At 72.2% G+C, this 21,481-nt stretch carries 20 protein-coding genes and 2 pseudogenes; 9 read left to right on the top strand and 13 right to left on the bottom strand.

The features are described from left to right. The 5 genes from EEJ42_RS51160 to EEJ42_RS29055 form a co-directional block, all read left to right on the top strand. A partial coding sequence (locus EEJ42_RS51160) for a hypothetical protein (RefSeq protein WP_221179439.1) occupies positions 1–204 on the top strand: 204 nt, incomplete at its 5' end. Positions 205–306: 102 nt separating this feature from the next. Continuing rightward, positions 307–1,449 (top strand): inorganic phosphate transporter, encoded by a 1,143-nt coding sequence (locus EEJ42_RS29070; protein ID WP_123104544.1) that lies wholly within the window; start codon positions 307–309, stop codon positions 1,447–1,449. 64 nt (positions 1,450–1,513) lie between these two features. After that, positions 1,514–1,756: a hypothetical protein gene (locus EEJ42_RS29065; RefSeq protein ID WP_123104542.1), complete on the top strand. Its 243-nt coding sequence runs from the start codon at positions 1,514–1,516 to the stop codon at positions 1,754–1,756. Between the two features lie 88 nt (positions 1,757–1,844). After that, complete coding sequence (locus tag EEJ42_RS29060) at positions 1,845–2,690, top strand: pentapeptide repeat-containing protein (RefSeq protein WP_123104540.1); 846 nt, start codon at positions 1,845–1,847, stop codon at positions 2,688–2,690. 40 nt (positions 2,691–2,730) lie between these two features. Next, positions 2,731–3,900: a damage-control phosphatase ARMT1 family protein gene (locus EEJ42_RS29055; protein ID WP_123104538.1), complete on the top strand. Its 1,170-nt coding sequence runs from the start codon at positions 2,731–2,733 to the stop codon at positions 3,898–3,900. A gap of 15 nt (positions 3,901–3,915) precedes the next feature. Here EEJ42_RS29055 and EEJ42_RS51155 read toward each other — a convergent pair whose 3' ends face one another. The 5 genes and pseudogenes from EEJ42_RS51155 to EEJ42_RS29035 form a co-directional block, all read right to left on the bottom strand. Then, entirely contained in the window at positions 3,916–4,092 is a 177-nt protein-coding gene (locus EEJ42_RS51155; RefSeq protein ID WP_184503322.1) for a hypothetical protein, read from the bottom strand. Then, positions 4,080–4,340: pseudogene (locus EEJ42_RS29050) on the bottom strand (alpha-L-fucosidase); the annotation flags it as partial. The gene EEJ42_RS51155 and the pseudogene EEJ42_RS29050, both read right to left, overlap by 13 nt. Positions 4,341–4,345: 5 nt before the next feature. Beyond that, positions 4,346–7,456, bottom strand: a complete 3,111-nt coding sequence (locus EEJ42_RS29045; RefSeq protein WP_123104536.1) for an alpha-mannosidase — start codon at positions 7,454–7,456, stop codon at positions 4,346–4,348. Positions 7,457–7,467: 11 nt separating this feature from the next. Continuing rightward, entirely contained in the window at positions 7,468–8,814 is a 1,347-nt protein-coding gene (locus EEJ42_RS29040; protein ID WP_123104534.1) for a 6-phospho-beta-glucosidase, read from the bottom strand. After that, a complete protein-coding gene (locus EEJ42_RS29035; RefSeq protein WP_123104556.1) occupies positions 8,811–9,560 on the bottom strand; it encodes a DeoR/GlpR family DNA-binding transcription regulator in 750 nt (249 codons plus the stop codon). The genes EEJ42_RS29040 and EEJ42_RS29035 overlap by 4 nt, the downstream gene beginning before the upstream one ends. A gap of 264 nt (positions 9,561–9,824) precedes the next feature. On the opposite strand from EEJ42_RS29035, the pseudogene EEJ42_RS29025 reads away from it, so the two are divergent. Further along, a pseudogene (locus EEJ42_RS29025) lies at positions 9,825–10,998 on the top strand (beta-galactosidase small subunit family protein); the annotation flags it as partial. Between the two features lie 38 nt (positions 10,999–11,036). Here EEJ42_RS29025 and EEJ42_RS29020 read toward each other — a convergent pair. Genes EEJ42_RS29020 through EEJ42_RS29005 form a run of 4 tightly spaced genes read right to left on the bottom strand, consistent with a single transcriptional unit; the run spans position 11,037 to position 15,219 of the window. Continuing rightward, positions 11,037–11,864 (bottom strand): carbohydrate ABC transporter permease, encoded by an 828-nt coding sequence (locus EEJ42_RS29020; protein WP_123104532.1) that lies wholly within the window; start codon positions 11,862–11,864, stop codon positions 11,037–11,039. Further along, positions 11,861–12,850: a carbohydrate ABC transporter permease gene (locus EEJ42_RS29015; RefSeq protein WP_246097463.1), complete on the bottom strand. Its 990-nt coding sequence runs from the start codon at positions 12,848–12,850 to the stop codon at positions 11,861–11,863. Before EEJ42_RS29015 ends, EEJ42_RS29020 begins: the two co-directional genes overlap by 4 nt. Positions 12,851–12,861: 11 nt before the next feature. Then, positions 12,862–14,142: an ABC transporter substrate-binding protein gene (locus EEJ42_RS29010; RefSeq protein WP_123104530.1), complete on the bottom strand. Its 1,281-nt coding sequence runs from the start codon at positions 14,140–14,142 to the stop codon at positions 12,862–12,864. 24 nt (positions 14,143–14,166) lie between these two features. Beyond that, a complete protein-coding gene (locus EEJ42_RS29005) occupies positions 14,167–15,219 on the bottom strand; it encodes a LacI family DNA-binding transcriptional regulator (RefSeq protein WP_123104528.1) in 1,053 nt (350 codons plus the stop codon). A 192-nt stretch (positions 15,220–15,411) separates the two neighbouring features. On the opposite strand from EEJ42_RS29005, the gene EEJ42_RS29000 reads away from it, so the two are divergent. After that, on the top strand, positions 15,412–16,113 hold the full coding sequence (locus EEJ42_RS29000; protein ID WP_123104526.1) for a pentapeptide repeat-containing protein: 702 nt from the start codon (positions 15,412–15,414) through the stop codon (positions 16,111–16,113). Then, positions 16,113–17,360: an MFS transporter gene (locus EEJ42_RS28995; RefSeq protein WP_123104552.1), complete on the top strand. Its 1,248-nt coding sequence runs from the start codon at positions 16,113–16,115 to the stop codon at positions 17,358–17,360. The genes EEJ42_RS29000 and EEJ42_RS28995 overlap by 1 nt, the downstream gene beginning before the upstream one ends. Positions 17,361–17,384: 24 nt before the next feature. Here the strand turns inward: EEJ42_RS28995 and EEJ42_RS28990 are convergent, their stop codons facing one another. Continuing rightward, positions 17,385–18,146 (bottom strand): ArsR/SmtB family transcription factor, encoded by a 762-nt coding sequence (locus tag EEJ42_RS28990; RefSeq protein WP_123104524.1) that lies wholly within the window; start codon positions 18,144–18,146, stop codon positions 17,385–17,387. Positions 18,147–18,230: 84 nt separating this feature from the next. Next, positions 18,231–18,737: a mycothiol transferase gene (locus EEJ42_RS28985; RefSeq protein WP_184503321.1), complete on the bottom strand. Its 507-nt coding sequence runs from the start codon at positions 18,735–18,737 to the stop codon at positions 18,231–18,233. A gap of 68 nt (positions 18,738–18,805) precedes the next feature. On the opposite strand from EEJ42_RS28985, the gene EEJ42_RS28980 reads away from it, so the two are divergent. After that, on the top strand, positions 18,806–19,576 hold the full coding sequence (locus EEJ42_RS28980) for a hypothetical protein (protein ID WP_123104522.1): 771 nt from the start codon (positions 18,806–18,808) through the stop codon (positions 19,574–19,576). A 25-nt stretch (positions 19,577–19,601) separates the two neighbouring features. Here EEJ42_RS28980 and EEJ42_RS28975 read toward each other — a convergent pair whose 3' ends face one another. Both EEJ42_RS28975 and EEJ42_RS28970 read right to left on the bottom strand, forming a co-directional pair. Next, positions 19,602–20,411: a maleylpyruvate isomerase family mycothiol-dependent enzyme gene (locus EEJ42_RS28975; protein WP_123104520.1), complete on the bottom strand. Its 810-nt coding sequence runs from the start codon at positions 20,409–20,411 to the stop codon at positions 19,602–19,604. 79 nt (positions 20,412–20,490) lie between these two features. Beyond that, positions 20,491–21,423 carry an alpha/beta fold hydrolase gene (locus tag EEJ42_RS28970; RefSeq protein WP_184503320.1) on the bottom strand — a complete coding sequence of 311 codons (933 nt, stop codon included), beginning with the start codon at positions 21,421–21,423 and terminating at the stop codon, positions 20,491–20,493. Positions 21,424–21,481: the final 58 nt, after the last annotated feature.

The following is a 21,481-nucleotide window of genomic DNA, read 5'->3' as shown; positions in this document are numbered from 1 at the left end:
GCCGCCCTGGGGGCGGCGGTGGCCGCGCCCGTGCTGCTCGGCATGGTCCACGGGCTGGGCGCCGCCCTCGGCGTCCCGGTCGCGCTGGAGGTGGCCTGGCCGTGGGTGGCGGCCGCGGCCGGCGGATGTCTGTTGCTCGGGGTGGCGGCGGCGGTGCTCCCGGCCCGGGCGGGCTTGCGCGGACGTGCGCTGGCGGGCCGCTGAACTCGCGCTTAGCGTGGGAAGGCAGCGAATTCTACGGACGGTAGCGAATTCTGCGGACGGTTCGGTGCGGCGTCGCGCGGAACCCCGGCGCGGGAGGTCCGGATGGGGTCCGTATCCTTCCTGCTCGTCGTAGTGATCATCACGGCGCTGGCCTTCGACTTCACCAACGGCTTCCACGACACCGCCAACTCCATGGCCACCTCCATCGCCACCGGGGCGCTGTCCCCGCGGGTCGCCGTCACCGTCGCCGGAGTGCTGAACCTGGCCGGGGCGTTCCTGTCCACCGAAGTGGCCAAGACGATCTCCAACGGCATCGTGGACGACGGCCGGGTCTCCCTGGCGATGATCTTCGCGGGGCTGGTCGGGGCGATCCTGTGGAATCTCATCACCTGGCTCGCCGGGCTGCCCTCCAGCTCGTCGCACGCCCTCATCGGCGGGCTGATCGGGGCGGTGTGGGTGGGGGCCGGGGGATCCGCGGTGCGGTTCGCCGAGATCTTCGAGAAGGTCGTGATTCCGGCGGTCGCCTCCCCGCTGGTGGCCTGCGTGGTGGCCACGCTGGCCACGTATCTGGCGTACGTGATCACCCGCCGCGTGGCGGGCGGGGCGGTCCGCAAGGGGTTCCGCGCGGGCCAGGTCGGCTCGGCCTCCCTGGTGGCGCTGGCCCACGGCACCAATGACGCGCAGAAGACGATGGGCGTCATCACCCTGTCCCTCATCTCCGCCGGGGTGCTCGGCCATGGCACCGGGCCGCCGTGGTGGGTGGTGCTGAGCGCGGGGCTGGCGATCTCCGTGGGGACGTACGCCGGGGGGTGGCGGATCATCCGGACCATGGGCCGCGGGCTGACCGACATCCAGACCCCGCAGGGGTTCGCGGCCGAGACCAGCGCCACCGCGGTCATCCTGGCCTCGTCCCACATGGGCTTCGCGCTGTCCACCACCCAGGTCTGCACGGGCAGCATCCTGGGCGCCGGGCTCGGCCGCAAGCTGGCCCAGGTGCGCTGGGGGATCGCCGGGCGCATCGCGGTGTCCTGGCTGCTCACCCTGCCCGCGGCGGCGGCTGTGGGAGGCGTCGCGGCCTGGGTCGCCGACCGGGGCGACACGGGCGTGGCCCTGGTGGCGAGCATCGCCGTGGTGGCGGCCGCGGGCTTCTACGCGCTGTCCCGGCGCCGCCCGGTGAACTCGGGCAACGTCAACAAGCTGCCCGCCGCCGAGCGCCCGGAGCACCCCGTGCGCCCGGCGGCGTGACCACGGCCCCGGACCGCGGACGGAGGGGGCGGAGCGGGCGGATCGGGCGGAGGAGGCGGACGCGATGGACATCGAGTGGGGCACCCTCGGAGGGGTCTTCGGAGTCAGCCTGGGGACCACCGTCGTGGTGGTCGTGATGTTCTCGCTCGGCATCGCCGCCTGGGCCCGTGCCGCGGGCGAGCCGCACCGGGGACGGGCCCTGCCGGGGCGGGGCCGGGAGAAGTGGGCCGTGGCCGTCGCGGCGGTGTGCTTCGCCGCCTGCCTGGCGGTCGCCGGGTACGGCATCGACCTGATCATCCCGGGATGACGGTTCCCCCGCCGCCCTGGGACCATGGGACTTTGCAGGAGCACCGTCGGGACCAGGGCGGTGCGCGTCCCCCGGGGAGAACACCACGATGTCAGCCGGAGCCGAAGCCCCCATATCCGATGCGGCCCGCCCCGATCTGCGGTCCGACTGCGGCAGCTGTTTCGGGCTGTGCTGCGTAGCCCTGCCCTTCGCGGCCTCGGCCGACTTCGCCGTCGACAAGCCCGCCGGACGGGCCTGTCACAACCTGGAGGCCGACTTCCGCTGCGGTATCCACTCCCGGCTGCGCGAGAAGGGCTTCGCGGGCTGCACCGTCTTCGACTGCTTCGGTGCCGGGCAGAAGGTCTCCCAAGCCACCTTCGGGGGCCGCGACTGGCGGGCGCACCCACGGACCGCGTCGAGCATGTTCGCCGTCTTCCCCGTGATGCGGCAGCTCCATGAACTCCTCTGGTACCTCACCGAGGCCCTCGCCCTCCCCGCGGCCCGCCCCGTCCACGACGAGCTGCGCGAGGCGCTCCGTACCACCGAGGGGCTGACCCGGGGCAGTGCCGACGAACTCCTCGCGCTGGACGTGGCCGCCCACCGGGACGGCGTCAACGCGCTGCTGCTGCGCACGAGCGAACTGGCGCGGGCCGGGGTCCGGCCCAGGGGCCGGGGCAAGAAGAAGAACCACAGGGGAGCCGATCTCATCGGGGCCCGCCTCCGGGGCGCCGATCTGCGCGGCGCCAGCCTCCGCGGGGCCTGCCTCATCGCGGCCGACCTCACCGGCGCCGACCTGAGCGGAGCCGATCTGATCGGGGCCGACCTCCGCGACGCCTCCCTCGGCGGTGCCGATCTGACCGGTGCCCTCTTCCTCACCCAGGCCCAGCTGAACGCCGCCCGGGGCGACGCCGCCACCCGGCTGCCGTCCGCCCTCGCCCGCCCCGCGCACTGGTGAACCCGCACGTCCCCGGTCGCGGTGTGAAACGCTGGCTGCCATGTCCGAACCCGCCGACGCGCCCGTGATCCTCTGCGATGAGCCCGGATCGTTCGCCCGGAGTGTGCTGGCCGAGCGGCATCCGGCGCTCATCGAGAAGGTACGGGACGCCTTCCCGTACGACCCCGAACAGCACCGCGCGCTCGACGCCCTGCGCCACGACCACGCCGAGGGCGTCGTCACCCCGCTCGACCCGGGCGCGCACGACCACGACCGATGGCAGAGCTGGGGGCGGGAGTACTTCGGCCGCTCGTGGTTCGAGGCGCCCTTCCTCTGGATCGAGAGCTACTTCTACCGCCGCCTCCTGGGCGCCGTCGGCTACTTCGCCCCCGGCCCCTGGCAGGGCATCGACCCGTTCCGGCCCTTCAAACAGGCCGAGTTGGACACCCCCGAGGCCGCCCGGGAACTGACCGCTCTCGACCACCTCCTGGACCGGCCCGCCGACGAGGCCGCGGACGCGCTGCTGCACGGCTCGCTCTGGGGCAACCGCGCGGACCTCGGCTTCCGCATCTCCTCCGGCGGCGCCGCCTCGTCGGACGCGGCGCCGCTGGTGGCCGACGACTCGGACGTCCTGTGGCGGCTGCTGCCCGCCGGGGCACCGGCCACGCTGTGCCTGGTCGCCGACAACGCGGGCCGCGAGCTCCTCCCCGACCTCGTCCTCGTCGACCATCTGCTCCGCCACCGGCGCGCCGAGCGGGTCGTCCTTCAGGTGAAGCCGTATCCGTACTACGTGTCCGACGCCACCACCTCCGACGTCGTCGACTGTCTGCGCCATCTGGCGCGCGCCGAGGGCGCCGCGGGCGAGGCCGGGACGCGGCTGTGGGCGGCGATGGCCGACGGGCGGCTCACCGTCCGGGCGCACGACTTCTTCTGCGCGCCGCTGCCGTACGCCGAGATGCCGGACGATCTGCGGCGGGAGTTCGCGGACGCCACCCTCACCGTGCTGAAGGGCGACCTGAACTACCGCCGCCTCGTCGGCGACCGGCTCTGGTCCCCGACCACCCCCTTCGCCGACCCCACCGCGTACTTCCCGGGGCCGGTGGCCGCGCTGCGCACCCTGAAGTCGGACGTCATCACCGGCCTCGACGCGGACACCGAGGCCGCGTTGGACGCGGAGGAGCGCCACTGGCGCACCAGTGGCACCCATGCGCTGATCCAGGTGCGGCGCTGACGTTCCCTTGGGTGCTCAGCTGCGGCCGGAGCCCCGGTACAGCTCCAGCTCGCCGTCGGGTTCCACGGCGAGCACGGTCGCGTGGCCGTCCAGATCGGCGGCCGCGGGCGGGTCGATCCACAGCACCCCCGGCACGTCGTGGAGGCCGCCGATGACCCGGTGGCCCAGCCGGGCGCCGGTGCCGAGCACCACAGGGCGACGCCGTCGTGGTGGCGGCTGGTGAGCACCGCGTAGCGGGCCCCGGCGCGGGCGAACAGCCCTGCCCACGCGGCGGGGTCGTAAGACGAGGCGGTGAACCGGTCGAGCTGCGCCATGTACTGGTCGTGCGGGACGTCGTCCTCGAAGAACGACCACGACTCCTGCACGCCGTCGACGGCGTAGATGCCCCCGTGGACGAAGATCCCGAACTTGGCGTCGGGGAACCAGGGTTGCATGGCCACGTCGCTCAGCTCCTGGTGAACCGGAGGGTGAGGATCTGGAAGGGCCGCAAGGACACGGTGACGCCGCCGTCCTCGTGTACGGTGACCGGCTGGGCGTCGGCCAGCGGCCGTTCCAGGAGGTCCACGACCGTGGCACCGGTGTGCGCGAACCCCGGGCGGAGGGTGGTGCGGGTGCGGCCGCCGAGCGATTCGTAGAGCCGCACCACGACGTCGCCGGAGCGGTCGTCGGCCGGTTTGACCGCCTCGATGGCGGCGGCCGGGCCGTCCGTGGTGATCAGCGGGGCGGGGGCGGTCCGGGCGGCGGCCACCCGCAGGGGGAGGTTGAGCGCGTACCCCTCGGCGATCGCGTCCTGCACGGTGGCACCGGGGAGCAGGGCGTACGTGAAGCGGTGCCTGCCCTGGTCCGCCTCGGGGTCGGGGATGCGCGGGGCGCGCACCAGGCTGAGCCGTACCGTGGTCGTCGTGCCGCCGTCCTCGCGGGTGGTGCGGGACACGTCGTGCCCGTACGTCGCGTCGCCCAGGACCGCGACCCCGTAGCCGGGCTCGCCCACGTGCACCCACCGGTGGCCGTACACCTCGAACCGGGCCGCCTCCCAGCTGGTGTTGGTGTGCGTCGGGCGGTGGACGTGGCCGAACTGGATCTCGGCGGTGGAGCGGTCGGCGTGGATGTCGAAGGGGAAGGCCGCCTTGAGGAGCTTCTCGGACTCGTGCCAGTCGATGTCGGTGTCGATGTCGATACGGCGGCTGCCCGCCCGGACCGTGAGGGTCTGGACGATCCGCGAGCCCTTGCCGAAGGCGCGCTCGACGCGCAGCGCGCCGAGCAGTGGGCCCTTCTCGGCGACGGTGACCGTCTCGGCGTCGAGGAGGTCGGTGTAGCGCTGCTGGTAGTGCTTGTCGACGTCCCAGGCGTCCCAGCAGTTGGGGAGGTCGGTGTGCAGCCGGAGCAGATTGCCGGGGGTGCCCGGGGCGAAGACCTCGCGGTCGGCGGTGAGATCGCGCAGGGAGGCGAGCGTGCCGTTCTCGGCCAGTTCGAGGCGGATGAGGCCGTTGTCGAGCACCCGGTCGCCGACGACGACATGCCCCGGATCCGAGCCCGTGGCGAGCGGGGCGCTGCCGGACGCGGGGACCTCGGTGGGGACCGCGACCCGGCCGTCGGAGAGCGGCTGCCCGTCGGCGGTGCCCGCGGGCACGGCGATGACCTCGGCGCGGGGCCGCGGACTGGTGTTGTACACATGCGGGCGGGCATCGCCTCCGCTTGGGTCCGTACCCAGCGCCTTCAGGGCCGAGGAGATGATCTCCGTCAGCTCCGCCGCCACCCTCGCGTACTCCGCCTCCGCCTCCCGGTGCACCCAGGCGATGGACGAGCCCGGCAGGATGTCGTGGAACTGGTGCAGCAGCACCGTCTTCCACAGCCGGTCGAGCCGCTCGTACGGATACCCGTAACCGGGCGCCCGCAGCGCGGCCGCCGTCGCCCACAGCTCCGCCTCGCGCAGCAGATGCTCGCTGCGCCGGTTGCCCTGCTTGGTGCGCGCCTGGGAGGTGTACGTGGCGCGGTGCAGCTCCAGATACAGCTCCCCGGACCACACGGGAGCGTCCGGGTACTCGGCGCGCGCGGCGGCGAAGAAGTCGTCCGGGTGCTCGATGACGACCTTCGCCGAGCCCTCCAGATCGGCCAGCCGACGCGCCCGCTCCAGCATCTCGCGGGTGGGGCCGCCGCCCCCGTCGCCGTGCCCGAACGGTGCCAGCGAGCGCGTACCGCGCCCCTTGTCGGCGTAGTTGCGGACCGTGTGCGCCATCTCCTGGCCGGAGAACTCGGCGTTGTAGGTGTCCACCGGCGGGAAGTGGGTGAAGATCCGGGAGCCGTCGAGCCCCTCCCACCAGAAGGTGTGGTGGGGGAGCTTGTTGGTCTGGTTCCAGGAGAGCTTCTGGGTCAGGAACCACTCGTTTCCGGCGAGCCGCGCCAGCTGCGGGAAGCACGCGTTGTAGCCGAAGGAGTCCGGCAGCCACACGCCCTTGGTCTCGATGCCGAACTCGTCCAGGAAGAAGCGCTTGCCGTGCACGAGCTGGCGGGCCATGGCCTCGCCGCCGGGCAGGTTGCCGTCCGCCTCCACCCACATGCCGCCGACCGGCGCCCACTGCCCGGCCCGTACCGCCTCCTGGATCCGCTCCCAGACCTGCGGATATCCCTCCTTCACCCAGGCGTACTGCTGCGCCTGCGAGCAGGCGAAGATGAACTCGGGGTACTCGGCGGCCAGCGCCGTGACGTTGGAGAAGGTGCGCGAGGTCTTGCGCTTGGTCTCGCGGATCGGCCACAGCCACGCGGAGTCGATGTGGGCGTGGCCGACGGCCGACACGGTGTGGGCGGAGGCGTGCGCGGGGCGCTCCAGGACACCGCGCAGCGCGTCGCGCACGGCGGAGGCGGTGCCGGACACGTCCTCCAGGTCCAGCCGCCCCAGCGCCCGGTCGATGGCGTGCGCGATCTCGTGGCGGCGCGGCTGGTGTTCGTCCAGCTCCAGCATCAGTTCGCGGAGCACCGCGAGGTCCAGGGCGAGGTGCCAGACGTTCTCGTCCAGCACCGCGAGGTCGGCGCGGGCGAAGGTGTACAGCGGGGCGCGGCCCGCGGTGCGCTTGTCGCCCAGCGGGGTCGGGGCGGCGAAGTCGTCCGCCAGGATGTCGGGGTTGGAGGCGGTCTCGATGAGGTACGCGATCTGCTCGCCGCCCTCGGCCGGATGGGCCACGGCCACGTACTGGTTCTGCGGATTGACGGCCTTCAGCGGGCTGCCGTCCAGGGTGTGGACCAGCGCCTCGGCCTGGTTGCCCGGCCAGTCGCCGACGAAGCCCAGATCGAAGACGGCCTCCACCCGCCGCCCCGCCCACGCGGCCGGCACCTCGCCCCGGGCCCGGAACCAGGTGGTGCCCCACGGCGGCCCCCAGGGCGTGCCGATGGCGAACGGCTCGTACGGGGCGGCCGCGGCCTCCGCGAACGGCACCGGCTCGTCCGGCACCTGCCACGCCTCGAGGGTGAGGGGCACGGAGGCGGCGTGGACCGCCGGCTGGATGCGCTGCGTCAGGACGCGCTCGACGCGCTCCTCGATACGGCGGCGTTCGTCGTGCATGACGGCGGTTCCTACTTCCGGTTCAGATACGCGAGGCCGGGGTGGCCGCCGGCGTAGCCGTCGACGAGACGGCGGGCGACGGTCACCGAGTCCACGAGCGGATGGAGCGCGAACGCCTTGGCCGCGGTGGTGCGCGAGCCGCTCTCGGCGGCGGCCATGACCTCGCGTTCGACGGCCTTGACGGCACACACCAGCCCGGTGGCGTGGTGGGGGAGGGGCGCGACGGACACGGGGCGGGCGCCGTTGGCATCAACAAGGCAGGGCACCTCGATGACCGCGTCCGTGTCCAGGACGCCCAGGGTGGCGCCGTTGCGCACGTTGAGGATCAGCGTGGCGCGCTCGTCGCGGGCGATGGCGCGCATCAGGGCGAGCGCCACCTGCTCGTAGCCGCCGGACTCCCGGTCGTGGGTGTCGCGCTCACCGGCGCCCGCCGCCTCCCGGTTCTCGGCCATGTAGGTGGCCTCGCGCTCGGCGCGGGTGTGGTCCCAGGTGGCCAGCGGCGGGGCGGCGGGGTCGCGCATCGCCTCGTAGAACACCGCCTGCTGGTCGCGGAGGAACGCCCCGCGGGTCTGCTTGGCCTCCTGGTGGGCGCGTACCGCCTCGCGGTTGAAGTAGTAGTAGTGCAGGTATTCGTTGGGGATCGCGCCGAGCGCGCGCAGCCACTCGCCGCCGAACAGCCTGCCCTCCTCGAACGCGTCGAGGGCCGTGTCGTCGGCCAGCAGCCGCGGCAGCTCGTCGCGCCCGTCGATCCGCAGGGCCCGCAGCCAGCCGAGGTGGTTCAGCCCGACGTAGTCGATCCATACCCGGTCCGGATCGGCGCCGAGGACGCGGGCGACGCGCCGTCCCAGCCCCACCGGGGTGTCACAGATGCCCATGACCCGGTCGCCGAGGTGGCGGGACATGGCCTCGGTGACGAGCCCCGCCGGGTTGGTGAAGTTGATGACCCAGGCGTCGGGTGCGAGCCGGGCGATACGCCGCGCGATCTCCGTGGCGACGGGCACGGTGCGCAGCCCGTACGCGATGCCCCCGGCGCCGACCGTCTCCTGACCGAGGACGCCCTCGCCCAGGGCGATCCGCTCATCGGTGGCCCGGCCCTCGAGACCGCCGACGCGGATCGCGGAGAAGACGAAGGCGGCGCCGCGCAGCGCCTCGTCCAGCTCGGTGGTGACGGTCACGGTGGGGGCGTCCGGTATGCCGTCGGCCTGCTCGCCGAGCACCCGGGCGACGGCCGCGAGCCGGGCGGGATCCAGGTCGTGCAGGGTGACCTCGGTGACGCGGCCCTCCGCGTGATCGCCCAGCAGCGCCCCGTACACCAGCGGCACCCGGAACCCGCCGCCGCCGAGGATCGTGAGTTTCATATCCGCACCACTTCCACTCCGGCCTCCTCGAACGCGGCGCAGGCCGGCAGGGTCGAGGGGGCATTGGTCACCACGACGTCGAGGTCGCCGGGGTCGCACACCTTGGCCACCCCGGTGCCCGGGAACTTGGCCGCGTCGGCGAGGAGCACCACCCGGTCACAGGCCGCGATCATGGCCCGCTTGACCGGGACCTCGACGACCGTGGTGTCCATGACCTGACCGCCGGGGCGGACGCCGCTGGTGCCCAGGAAGAGCCAGTCGGCGTGCAGCTGGCGCAGGTTGTCCTCGGTGAGGAAGCCGACCAGCGAGCGGTACTCGCGCCGGAGCACCCCGCCGAGCAGCACCAGTTCGATGGCGGTGTCGTCGGCCAGCTCCTCGTAGACCACCAGATTGCTGGTGATCACGGTCAGTCTGCGGCCGTGCAGCTGCCGGGCGAGGCGATGGGCGGTGGTGCCGATGTCCAGCAGCAGGGTCTGCCCGTCCTCGACCAGCTCGGCGGCCCGGACCGCTATGGCGTCCTTGTCCGCCACCCGCACCTCGGCGACCTCGGCGAAGGGCTGATCGCCGCCCTCCACGACCGCGCCGCCGTGCACCCGGGTGAGCAGCCCCTCCTCCTCCAGTTTCAGCAGATCGCGGCGGATCGTCGCGGCGCTCACGTTCAGCTGGGCGGAGAGGTCCGCCACAGCGGCCGGTCCACCGGAACGCAGCGCTCGCAAGATCATCTGATGTCGTCGCTCAGCCAGCACGCCGTGCACAGTACTCGTCATTCTCAATCATTTCTATGCTTGCTTCTGCTCAACTATTGCTCTTTCTGATTGGGTAGCGCACGATTCCGTGCCATACCTTGCACATATTTGAAGGACGGTGGGAGCGGTGCACCTCTCCCGGAGAGGGCTGCTGCGCGCGGGGCTGGCCACCACGGCGGCCGCGACGCTCGGCGGCACCACAGCGAGCTGCTCGGTACCGAGCGGTTCCACGGGCCGCGACATGACCCTCTGGTACTGGACCGCTTCCCCGACCGCACCCCGAAACCCGCCCTGTACGAACACCGCGAACTCGCCGCGCCCGTGCGGCTGTCACGCGAGCCGGACGGCTCGGTGCACCTGACCAACGCGCAGCACTTCCGCGACCTGTCCTGGCTGACCGCCGAGTGGCTGCTGTCCCTGGAGGACGCGGGCACCCGCACCGCCCCGGCGGCACTGCCCGCCGCGCTCCCGCCCGGGGCGTCGGCGCGCCTCACCCCGCCACCCGAGCTGGTGGACCGGTTGCCCGCGGACGGCGGCGAGGCATGGCTCACGCTGCGGGTCACCACCCGGGGCGACGAGCCCTGGGCGCCGCGCGGCACCGAGGTGTGCACCCCGCAGATCCGGCTCCGCGAGCGGTCCGCGCCCGCGCCCGTGACCGCGTCCGGCACGGTTGTTCCCCTCGACGCTGACGGCCTGTTGCGCCATCCGCTGCTGACGTCCCCGCCCGTGCTCAGCCTGTGGCGCGCGCCCACCGACAACGATCTGCTGGGCGGCGCCGCCGACCACTGGCGCGCTCTGGGCCTCGACCGGCTGGAACGGAAACCCCGCTCGGTCGACCGCGACGGCGGCCGGACCCTGGTGCGCAGCGCGTATCCCACCGCCGCGGGCACCGTCGAACACCTCCAGGTCTTCACCCCGCTGCCCGACGGCGGCCTGCTGGTGGAGGAGACGGCCGACCTCCCCGAGGGGCTGACCGACGCCGCGCGCGTGGGCACGGTCTTCGAAACGGTGTGCGGCCTCGACCACATGGAGTGGTACGGCCAGGGCCCCTGGGAGACGTACCCGGACCGGTGCGCGGGCGGGCCGGTCGGACACCACGGCGTCCGGGTGGACCGGCTCTTCACCCCGTACCTCCGGCCGCAGGAGAGCGGGGGACGGCACGGGGTGCGCCGCTTCTCGCTGCTGTCGGCGGACGCGGGCGGCGGGCTGACGGTACGGCTGGACGCGCCGCGGCAGGTGTCGGTCACCCGCCACCGTGCGGCCGACCTGGCCGCCGCCACCCACCACGACGAACTGGAGCCCCGACCGCGGTGCGTGGTGCACCTCGACGCAGCGCACCGCGGTCTGGGCACGGCGTCCTGCGGTCCGGACACCCTGCCCCGCTACCGGCTGGGGGGCGGGGACGTACCGCTGGTCATGGAGCCTCCACCGGCGGTGACCCGGTCGGGCCCGCTCGCCAGGTCCTGTCAGGTCTCGTCAGGACTTGACGCTTCCGGCCGTGAGCCCGCCCACGATGAACCGCTGGAGCATCGCGAAGACGCACACCACCGGCACGCTGACGATCGTGGCGGCCGCCATCAGCGGCCCCCACGCGGTGCCGGTCTGGCCGACGAACGTGTTGAGCAGCACGGTCACCGGCTGGACCTCGGGGTCGCTGTTCACCGTGATGCCGAACACGAACTCGCCCCAGCCGAGCAGGAAGGAGAAGGCGCCGACCGCGATCAGCCCCGGCCGCATCACCGGCAGCACGATCCGCCACAGCACCCCCGGGAGGCCGCAGCCGTCCACCAGCGCCGCCTCTTCGATCTCGGCGGGCATGGCGCGCACCAGCGGACGCAGCACGATCACCGCGAAGGGCAGGGTGAGGGTGGTGTCCGCGATCACCAGGCCCAGCAGGGTGTTGTTCAGCCCGGCGTCGCGGAGCACGATGAACAGCGGGGCGGCCAGCACGATGCTCGGCAGCAGCTGCGCCACCAGCAGCGACAGCACCATCGCCGCCGAGCCGCGCATCCGGATGCGCGCCACGGCGTAGGTGAGCGGCACCGCGAGCACCAGGGTCAGTGCCACCACGCCCAGCGAGATGGCGACGCTGTTGAGCAGTGCCTGCCCGAGCATCGGCTTGTCCAGCGCCCGTGCGTAGCTCTCGCCGCTCGGCGGGGTGGGAAACCACTGCGGCGGCGAGCTGAGCACCTCGTCGGGACGCTTCAGCGAGGTGGCGATCATCCAGTACAGCGGCAGCAGGAAGAAGGCGGTGATGACGCCCGCGACCAGGGTGAGCAGCCAGGGGCGGCGGGGGCGGGTCATGCGGCGGCTCCTTCCTTGCGCAGCCTGCGTACGTACAACACGGCCACCACCAGCGGTACGAGCAGCAGCAGGGTGCCCGCCGCCGCGCCCCGGCCGAGCTGGAAGAGCTTGAACGCCGACTGGTAGACGTACAGGGGGAGGACGGTCGTGGAGTCGACGGGGCCGCCGCCGGTCAGCACGAAGACCAGGTCGAAGACCTTGAAGGTGTACACCAGCCCGAGCAGCAGCACCGCCGCGGCCACCGGCCGCATCAGCGGCAGGGTCACGTGGCGCAGCCGCTGCCAGGGACCGGCGCCGTCGATGGCCGCCGCCTCGTAGAGGGTGGGGTCGATGGACTGGAGCCCGACCAGGAGCAGCAGCATGTTGAAGGGCACGCCCACCCACACATTGGCGGCGATGACACCGGGCAGCGCGGTGTCCGGATCGGTCAGCCAGTTGTGCGCCAGCGCGTCCAGCCCGACGGTGTGCAGCAGTTCGTTGTACGCGCCGGAGTCGGCGTCCAGCATCCAGCGGAACAGGGTGCCGCTGACGATGGGCGGCAGCAGCCATGCCACCAGCATCAGCCCCCGGAACAGCCCGGCCAGCGGGAACTGCCGTACGAACAGCAGCGCCAGCGCGAAGCCGATGGTGAACTGGAAGACCAGCGAACCGGCCGTGAACAGCAGGGAGATCCGGGCGGCGTGCCAGAAGGCGCCCTCGGAGACCACCGCGTCGTAGTTGTCGGCGCCGTTGAACGCCCAGTCGCCGGTGACCAGATCGCCGATCTCGACCTGATGGACCGAGGTCCAGAGGTTGTAGAGAAGCGGGAACAGCATGGTCGCGCCGAGGAACAGCAGCGCGGGCGCCGACATGCCGTATCCGGCCCGGGTGCGGCGCGTGGCGAGGGAGCCTCCACGGCGCCGCCCGCCGCCCGTCGCCGGGCCGCCGGTGAACACCACCGGCTCCCGGACCTTCACGTTGGTGCTCTGCGTGGTGGGGGTCGTCATCGCGGTCCCCGCTACTTCGACAGCAGGGGCGTGATGGCGTCCGCCGCCTTCTTCGCGGCGGCCCCGGGGGAGGAGCTGCTGGTCAGGGTGGCCTGTAACGCCTCGGCCATGGCCTTGGACATCTGCGGATAGTGCTCGCCGTACGACCGCGGCCGGGCGTTGCCGAACTCCCGCACGAACACCTTCAGGGTGGGATCGGTGGCCCAGTCGCCGCTGTCCGCCATGTCGCTGCGCGCGGGCAGCAGCCCCACCGACCCCAGATAGGCGGCCAGCGGCTTCTTCCGCTGGCTGTACTCGATGGCCCGCCACGCCTGGTCGGCCTTGCCGCTGGTCTTGAGGATCACCCAGTTCTCCCCGCCGAGGCAGCTCGCGGGCTCCTTGTCCACCGGGATGGGCACCACGCCCCACTTCACCTTGGACTGCTGCTTGAGGCCGGGCAGTTGCCACGGCCCGTTGATCTGCATGGCCGCGCGGCCGGAGGTGAATTGGTTGTTGACGTCCTGCTGGGTCCAGCCCACGCACTGCTTGGACAGCGCGCCCGCCTCCACCAGCTCCCCCAGATAGGAGAGCGCGGTGGCGCCGCCGGTGGCGAAGGTGTCCAGGTCGCCGCCCGCCGACCACAGGAAGGGCAGGAGCTGGAAGACCCCCTCCTCGGTCTTGATCGCGCTCATCGCCAGCCCGAAGGTGCTGCCCTTGGTGAGCTTGCGGGCCGCCGCCGACAGCTCGTCCCAGGTCTTCGGCGGCTTGACGCCCGCGCTCTCCAGCAGCTCGGTGTTGTAGTAGAGGGCCAGGCAGTTGGCGTTGTTGGGGACGGAGTAGGTCTTCCCGTCGACGACCCCGCTGCTCCACGGGCCCTTGTAGTACGCGTCGGCCTGCCCCCACTCCTTCACCCGGTCGGTGAGGTCGGTGAGCAGCCCCTGCGGGGCGAGGGAGTTCATCGAGGTGTTGTCGATGATCGCCAGGTCCGGCAGATCGCCGGAGGCGGCCCCCTTGATGATCGCGGGTTCCAACTCGGCGTAGGGAAAGGTCCGGCGGGTGATCTTCAGCCCGGGGACGCTCTTCTCGATGGCGGAGACCAGGGCCTTGATGCCCGGCTGACGGGCGTCCTCGACGAGGTAGTCCCACCAGACGAGGTTCTTGGACGACGACCCGCCGCCCCCGCCGCCGCAGGCGGTGAGGGGGCCGGCCAGCCCCGCGGCGAGCAGCCCGGAGCCCGATATCCGCAGGAAGGAGCGGCGGCCGAGGGGACTTCTCCCGGCGGTAGCCGGGGGCCTGTTGGCTCGGTTGGCCATGTGCGTCTCCGAGGGGTGAGTCGGTCAGTTGCGGTCCGGTGCCGGTCCCGTGCTGGCACGCGGGGTGAGCGGAGGGGTGAGCAGATGCTGCCGGGGCGCCGCGGCCGGGGCGTCCAGCCGCTCCAGCAGCAGGTCCACGGCGAGCCGTCCCATCAGGTCGGAGGGCACGTCGGCGCCCGTCATCATCGGTGTGACGGCCTCCGCCCAGCGGGCCGCCGCCACTCCGGTCACCGAGAAGTCGCCGGGTACGGAACGCCCCGCGAGGCCGAGCCCCCGGTACAGGCCCACCAGCGCAGCTTCGTTGAGCGTCACGACCGCGGTGGTGCGCGGGTCCCGGTCGAGGAGTCGTGCCACCACGGCCTGGCCCGAGTCGGCGTCGTCACCGCAGTGGTGGACCTCGCCGGTGAGCCCGAGTTCCGAGGTGGCCCGCAGAAAGCCGGTCCGCCCCCGGAGCGCGGGCACGTACCCGGCGTCGTACAGCTCCCGCGGCCGCCCCACCAGCGCGAGGTGGCGATGGCCGAGCCGCCCGAGATGGCGCACGCACGCGGCGGTCAGCTCCGCGAAGTCCAGATCGACCCAGGACAGCGTGGCCGTGTCCGCGGTGTGCCCCATGGACACGAACGGGAAGCCCGAGCGGACCAGCGGCTCCACCCGCGAGTCCGGCGCCCGGATCTCCATCAGCAGCGCGCCGTCGACCCGCCGTTCGCCGACCAGCCGCCGGAAGGAGTCGTCGCCTTCGCCGTCGCTGCGCGAGAGCAGGATGTCGTGGTCGTGCGCGGCCGCGGCGTCGACCACGCTGTTGATGAAGTCCAGTTGCATATCGGTGTAGCGGCGGCTGACGGTCGGAAAGACCAGCCCGAGGGTGCGGGTGCGGCCGTGGGCCAGCGCGCGGGCGCTGGCGTTCGGCTGGAAGCCCCGGTCCTCGATGACCTGTTGGATGCGCTGCCGGGTGCGGTCGGAGATCGGCCGCTTGCCGCTGAGCGCGTAACTGACCGTGCTGCGCGACACCCCGGCGAGACGGGCGATCTCGCCGATGTTGACGGGCGGGGGCTGCTGGTCGAACCGGTTCGACACCACTGACGCATACCTCTCGGGAGATCCGTGCGTTCGAAATATCGAAGGGCTGCCGGAGACCCGAACCGGCTTGCCTGAACGTAGGAGTGGCCCACAGTGCATGTCAACGGTCGGGAACGCAGAAGTTGAATGGCACCATCGATCTCGCACACCGCGCGCCCGGGCCGGTGGTGCCCCCGGAAATGAGGTTTCGCCATGTCATCCCCGCGTCAGCTCGCCGACCTGCCGTACGCGAGCCATCTGCGCCCGTTCGACGGCCACTTGACCGTGGACGGGGACTACGACACCGTCCACTTCGACGGCGGGGAGTTCGACCGGGCCGAAGCCGGGCAGGCCCGCTTCCTCGAATCCGCGTTCTCCGCCGTGAGCTTCACCGGGGGCCGCTACCGCGGGGCCCGCTTCAACGACGTCTGGCTCGACGGAGTGCGCTGGGTCGGCTCCGACCTGGCCGACGGCGACTGGCTGGACGGCGAGCTGATCGGCTGCGTACTCGCCGGACTGGAGATGTTCGGCACGGCGATGCACCGCGTGGCCTTCCACCGCTGCAAGTTCGAATCGGTCAATCTGCGCACCGCCGAGCTGCGCGAGGTCACCTTCGCGGACTGCCTGCTGCGCGACACCGACCTCGGCGGGGCGAAGCTGACGGACGTCGCCTTCCCGGGATCGACGCTGGAGGGGGTGCGGTGCGGCAACGCGCGCATGACCCGGGTCGATCTGCGGGACGCCACCCGGCTGGGCATCACCGAAGGCATCGACGCGCTGCGCGGGGCCGCCATCACGGGTAGCCAACTCCTCGAACTGGCACCGCAGTTCGCCCAGGCCCTCGGCGTCACGGTGCAGGAGAGCGGGACCGCGCTGACGCCCCGCACCGCCAAGCGGCGACGCCGGGGGGCGTGATGGAGGGCGTGACCGCGAAACCCGTTCCGTTATGGTCCAACCGTGACTTCACCATCTTCTGGTGCGGGCAGACCCTGTCCGAACTGGGCAACGCCTTCGCCCTGGTGGCCCTGCCGCTGCTGGTGCTGGACGCCACCGGGTCGGTCGCCCAGATGGGGCTGCTGACGGCGGTCGCGGGCGCCGCCTCGATCGTCACCGGGCTGTTCGCGGGCATCCTGGTCGACCGGCTGCCCCGGCGGCAGCTGATGATCGTGTGCGATGTGGTCCGGGTGGTGCTCGTCGCCCTCATCCCGGTCAGCTGGGCCATGGCCGGGCCGCAGGTCTGGCTGCTCTATGTGGTGATGGCCGTCGTCGCGGTCTTCGACATGGTCTTCAAGGTCACGTACGTCGCCGCCGTCCCCAATCTGGTGGACGCCGAGCGGATCATCGAGGCCAACGGGCGGCTGACCACGACGAACGCGATCGCCTTCATCGTCGGGCCGATGCTGGCGGGCGGGCTGTCCGGGCTGGTCGGGCCGACGGCGGCGATCGCGGTGAACGCGGCGAGCTTCGCCGCCTCGGCCCTCGCGCTCTCACTGATCAGGCTCCGGGAGGCGGCGCTGGGCGAGGCCGCGCCGCCCGCCGGGTGGCGGGGAGCGAAGCGGGAGTTCCTGGCCGGGTTCGTCTTCCTGTGGCGGTCGCCGGTGCTGCGCTGGCTCACCGTGCTGCTCACCGGCGTCTCGCTGCTCAGCCTGGGCATGACCGACGTCTTCATCTACCAGATACGGGAGGGGCTGGACGCGGGCGACCGCACGGTCGGCGTGGTGATGGGCGTGGCGGGCGCCGGAACGGTCTTGGCCGCCGTGCTCATCCCGGTGCTGCGGCGGGCCTGGGGGTTCGGGGTGTGCTGGCTGGGCTCGTACATGCTGTGCGGGCTGGCCCTGGGACTGCTGTCCCGGTCCACCACCGTGCTGGGGACGACGGTGACGGTGCTGTGCTACCAGTTCGGCATGGCGCTCGCGGGCATCTCCTCGATGTCCCTGCGCCAGGCGGTGACCCCCGACCATCTGCTCGGCCGGGTCACCTCCGCCTTCTGGACGCTGCACAACGCGCTCGCCCCGCTCGGCGCCGCCGGGCTCACCGCATTGGTGGCGAGGTTCGGGGTCCGCGCGCCGCTGCTCGGGTCCGCCGCCCTGTTCCTGCTCATCGTGGTGGTCGGGCTGTGCACCCCGATCCGGCAGCGCGCCCCCGGGGTGGCCGCCGGGTGACGGCCGCCCCGGGGCGGGCATCGCTCAGCGCCCCACCAGCCAGGGCTCGCGCGGCAGCGGACTTCCGGTCTCCAGCAGGGACTTGAGGTTGGACAGCACCGCCGCCCAGCCGCCGGCCGCTTCCTCGCGCTCGGCCTCGTCCGCCAGGTTCTCATGGGTCACGGTGAGCCGGACGATCTCCTCGTGCGGCTCGATCTCGAAGGTGACCCGGGACGGGCCTCCGGCGGGCTCCGCACCGGGGGCCGCCCAGGTGGTCACCAGACGCTTCGGCGGCACGCTCTCCACGACGGTGCCGACGACATCGGCGATGCCGCTGCCGTCCGTGCGCCGGTGCTCCCACGCCGAGCCGGGCCGCCAGTCGGACACATTGCTGTGGCCCCAGTACGCGGCCGTGAGGTCGGCGTCGGTCAGTGCGTGCCAGACCTTTTCCGGGGTGCTCTCGATGTAGATGACGTAGCTGTACGTCGGCCTCTCGGCCATGGCGTCCTCCGCTTGCCGTTTCACCGCGCCGAGCGCTCTCAGACGGGGGCGCTCGAACTTGTCGATCCACCGTTCCTGCACCTCATGGAGGGGAACGGGGTTGAGGTAGTGCAGTTTTTCCCGCCCCTGGCGCACGACGCTGACCAGGTTGGCGGCCTCCAGGACGGCCAGGTGCTGGGTCGCCGACTGCCGCGTCATCGCCAGGCGCTCGCACAGTTCTCCGAGCGTCTGACCGCCCCGCTCATGCAGGCGGTCCAGCAGATACCGCCGCGTCTGGTCGGCCAGCGCCTTGAAGACCTTGTCCATCTCCGAACTCACGCTTCACGTTATGCAGGTAAACGCCTGCATGTCAACGGTGGCGAAACCCGGCCGCGCGGTCCGCCGGACGGCTCAGCGCCTGCCGAGCGCGCCGCGGACGAACGCCGCCTGTCCCACGTGCTGCATGTCGTCCTCGATGACGCTGATCAGCCGCACCCCGAGGGTCACCGGCGGCGTCCACGCCTCGTCCACGATCCGGTCCAGATCGGCGTTGCGCAGCCCGCTTACGTAATCCACCGTCCGCTCGTACACGGCGTCGTGGTACCCGAGGAGCAGATCGGCCGACGCATGGACCTTGGCCACGTCCCGGCTGCGGTGGCCGTAGCCGGTGGCCGCCGGGGAGAACGGCAGCCCGAACCGCTCGTACCAGCCGTCGGTGGTCCAGGACTGTTCGGTACCGGCGGCGTCGGCGATGTGGTCGTCCTGGACGCGGGTCAGGTGCCACACCAGCCAGGCGAGGGAATTCGCGCCGCTGTCCAGGCGCACGGCCAGGTCGTCCGTGGTGAGCCCCTCGACCGTCTCGTGCACGGCGTCCCGCACCCGGCCGAAGGCGTCGGCCAGCAGATCCGCACTCTTCATGCCTGGCTCCCTCGCTCATCGTCCCCGTTCGTTCATGGTGGCATCCGCACACCTTTTATGCTCGGTGCGTGACATCAACAGGGAACCAGGCACTCGCCGACATACTCGACCGACAGGCCGCCCGGACCGAAGGGGAACAACTGCTCAACGCCATCGTGGACTTCGGGGTGTATGTGCCCGTGGACGCGAACGGCTCGGTGATGTTCGTCGGCATGGAGGGAAGCGGCCCGAGCCTGCCCGGATACACCAGCGAAGAGTGCTGCAAGGAGCGGCTTCCGCAGGCCGCCGGGGCGGTGCACTGCGATGCGGCGCGGCTGCTGGACATCGAGCGGCAGACCAAGGTGGCGACCCTGTCGGTGTTCTCCCCCGGGGGCTATGCCGGGGTTCCCATGGAGCTGCTGCACCAGATCCTCCAGCAGCGCGGCCAGCGGCTCCCCGAGGACCGCACGCTCACCCTCAGGTGGTCCACGCATCCGCGCGCGGTGGCCCTGCGCGACGCCCTGCGCGACCGGCTGCTGGACTTCCCCGGTGTCCACGCGGTGTGGATCGGGCAGGCCCGGTGGCACGAGACCGGGGTGGAGCAGCTGATGGTGCACATGGCCGTCGGCGCGGAGGCGCCCGAGGGCAGCGCGGACCGGCTGATGAAGTCGCTGCTCGCGCAGCTGCCCGCGTCCGGCGACGCGGACGACGCGGACCTGGCCATCGCCCTGCGGGTGCTGGATCCGGTGGCGGAGGCGGACGCGATCAGCCAGCTCGACACCATGGGGCTGGACACCGTACGCGTCGACCAGAGCACGCGACGCGTCGAGGTCATCTCCCAGGAGTACGACCAGGGGTAACAGGGGGCAGAGGACACCCGGGTGGTCACACCGGCGGGACGAGGGTGAAGTAGCGGTCGGCCATCGCCGGGTCGCCCCGCACCCCGTCCAGCCGGTCGGCGGGGATCCGCCGCCACAGGAAGAGCATCAGGTCCGAGGCGGTTCCGGTCAGTTCGAGGTCGCACGGCCCGGTGGTGTCCCCGTCGAGCAGGGAGAGCCGTACCTCATCGCCCTCGAAGGACACCGTCCAGACGCCCGGGCCGTCCGTCTGCCGCAGCCGGAACCGCTCGCCCGCGCCCGGGGGCGCCTCCTTCCAGACGCGCCGGGCCGGGGCCATGACCTCGAACGTCTGGGCGACGGCATCCGCCGCGAGGGCGGTCTCGACGGGCCCGGGCGCCCCGAGCGCACTCTCGGCGTCCCAGCGGTGCAGCGCCGCCTCGATGGTCTGCATCCGCCACCAGAACCCGGCGGTCTGCTCGCGCGACCAAGTCCACACCCGCTGCCCCGGATCGCCGTCGCGGACGTGCGCCGCCAGCGCCCGGGCCCCGTCGGCGAACCACTCGACGAGGCCCGGCGGCACCGGTCCGCGGTGCGGTCCGCCCTCCGGCGCAGGCCAGCCCGTGCGGTCCTCGGGGAGGGCGAAGAGCGCCATGTCCGTGACGTCCGGCGGCTCCGTCAGCCCGTCTTCGATGATCCGGGCGACGAAGCGGTGCACACCCCCCAGATGCAGCACCAGATCGGCCATCGACCAGCCGGGACACGACGGAACGAGCGGCGCCGTGCCCCCGTCGGCGGCCCGGCGGGCGGCGGCCTCGAACGCCAGGATCTCCCGGTGGAACGCGGTGGCGAAGTCCATGCGCTCACTGTGCCATTGGCGACCGGTCCCGGACACCGGTGGAAACGAGCCGTGCGGCGCGCCCGGCGCGCGGGTGGCGTCAGCCCCGCCCCGCCAGGAAGGGCAGCACCACGGCGGCCATCTCGTCCGGCACCTCCTCGGCGAGATCGTGCCCGGCGTCGAAGACATGACCGGTGACGTCGTGGGCCATGAGCCGCATCTGGGCCTCGTTCCGGTCGCCGATGAACGCCGAGCCGCCGAGCGCCAGCACCGGGATGTCCAGCTTCTTCCGCGCCGCCTGCCGGTTCTGTTCGGCGTNCACCGGGATGTCCAGCTTCTTCCGCGCCGCCTGCCGGTTCTGTTCGGCGTCCACGAGCATGGCGCGGTAGATGGAGAGCATCGCGCGGATGCCGCCGGGCAGGGAGTAGCAGCGCACGTATTCCTCGATCGCGTCGGGGGTGGCGGTGTCGGGGTGGCTGCGCTCGTTCTTGATCATGTAGGTGATGAGTTCGCGTTCGTGTCCGGCGATCAGCATCTCGGGCACGTCCGGCTGGAAGTAGAAGCCCAGATGCCACAGGTGCATATCCCCGGAGACGTTCTCCTCGGTGAGCGCGGTGTGCTCCTCGAAGCCGAATCCCGGGAACAGCGCCTCGGCGAACACCAGGGCGTTGACGTGATCACGGTGCCGGGCGGCCAGCTGGTAGCCGATCACCGCTCCCCAGTCCTCGCCCAGCACGCTGTAGGACTCGTGCCCCAGGTGTGCCATGAGCGCGGCGATGTCGTCGGCCATCGTCGCGGAGTCGTAGCCGCCCGCGGGGCGGGCGGAGTCGCCGAGGCCCCGCAGATCGGGGACGACGACGGTGTGCTGCGGCGTCAGCTTCGGGACGAGGTGGCGCCAGTGGTAGCCCGTCTTGGGCACACCGTGCAGCAGCACCACCGCCGGACCGGACCCGCCCGTCCGATGGTGCAGGCTCGTCCCGTTGACGGTGGCGCGGTTGGTGCGGACGGAGTCTCCGTGATGGTCGAAAATCATCGCTGAACACCCTCTCTGGCCAGAAGTGGCCGATCGCTCAGGGCGACAGTCCACCGCG

Source organism: Streptomyces botrytidirepellens (assembly GCF_003721215.1).
Taxonomy (GTDB): domain Bacteria; phylum Actinomycetota; class Actinomycetes; order Streptomycetales; family Streptomycetaceae; genus Streptomyces; species Streptomyces himastatinicus.
Note: the sequence above shows the minus strand (reverse complement) of the source record. Positions and strands in the feature narration are given on the sequence as shown.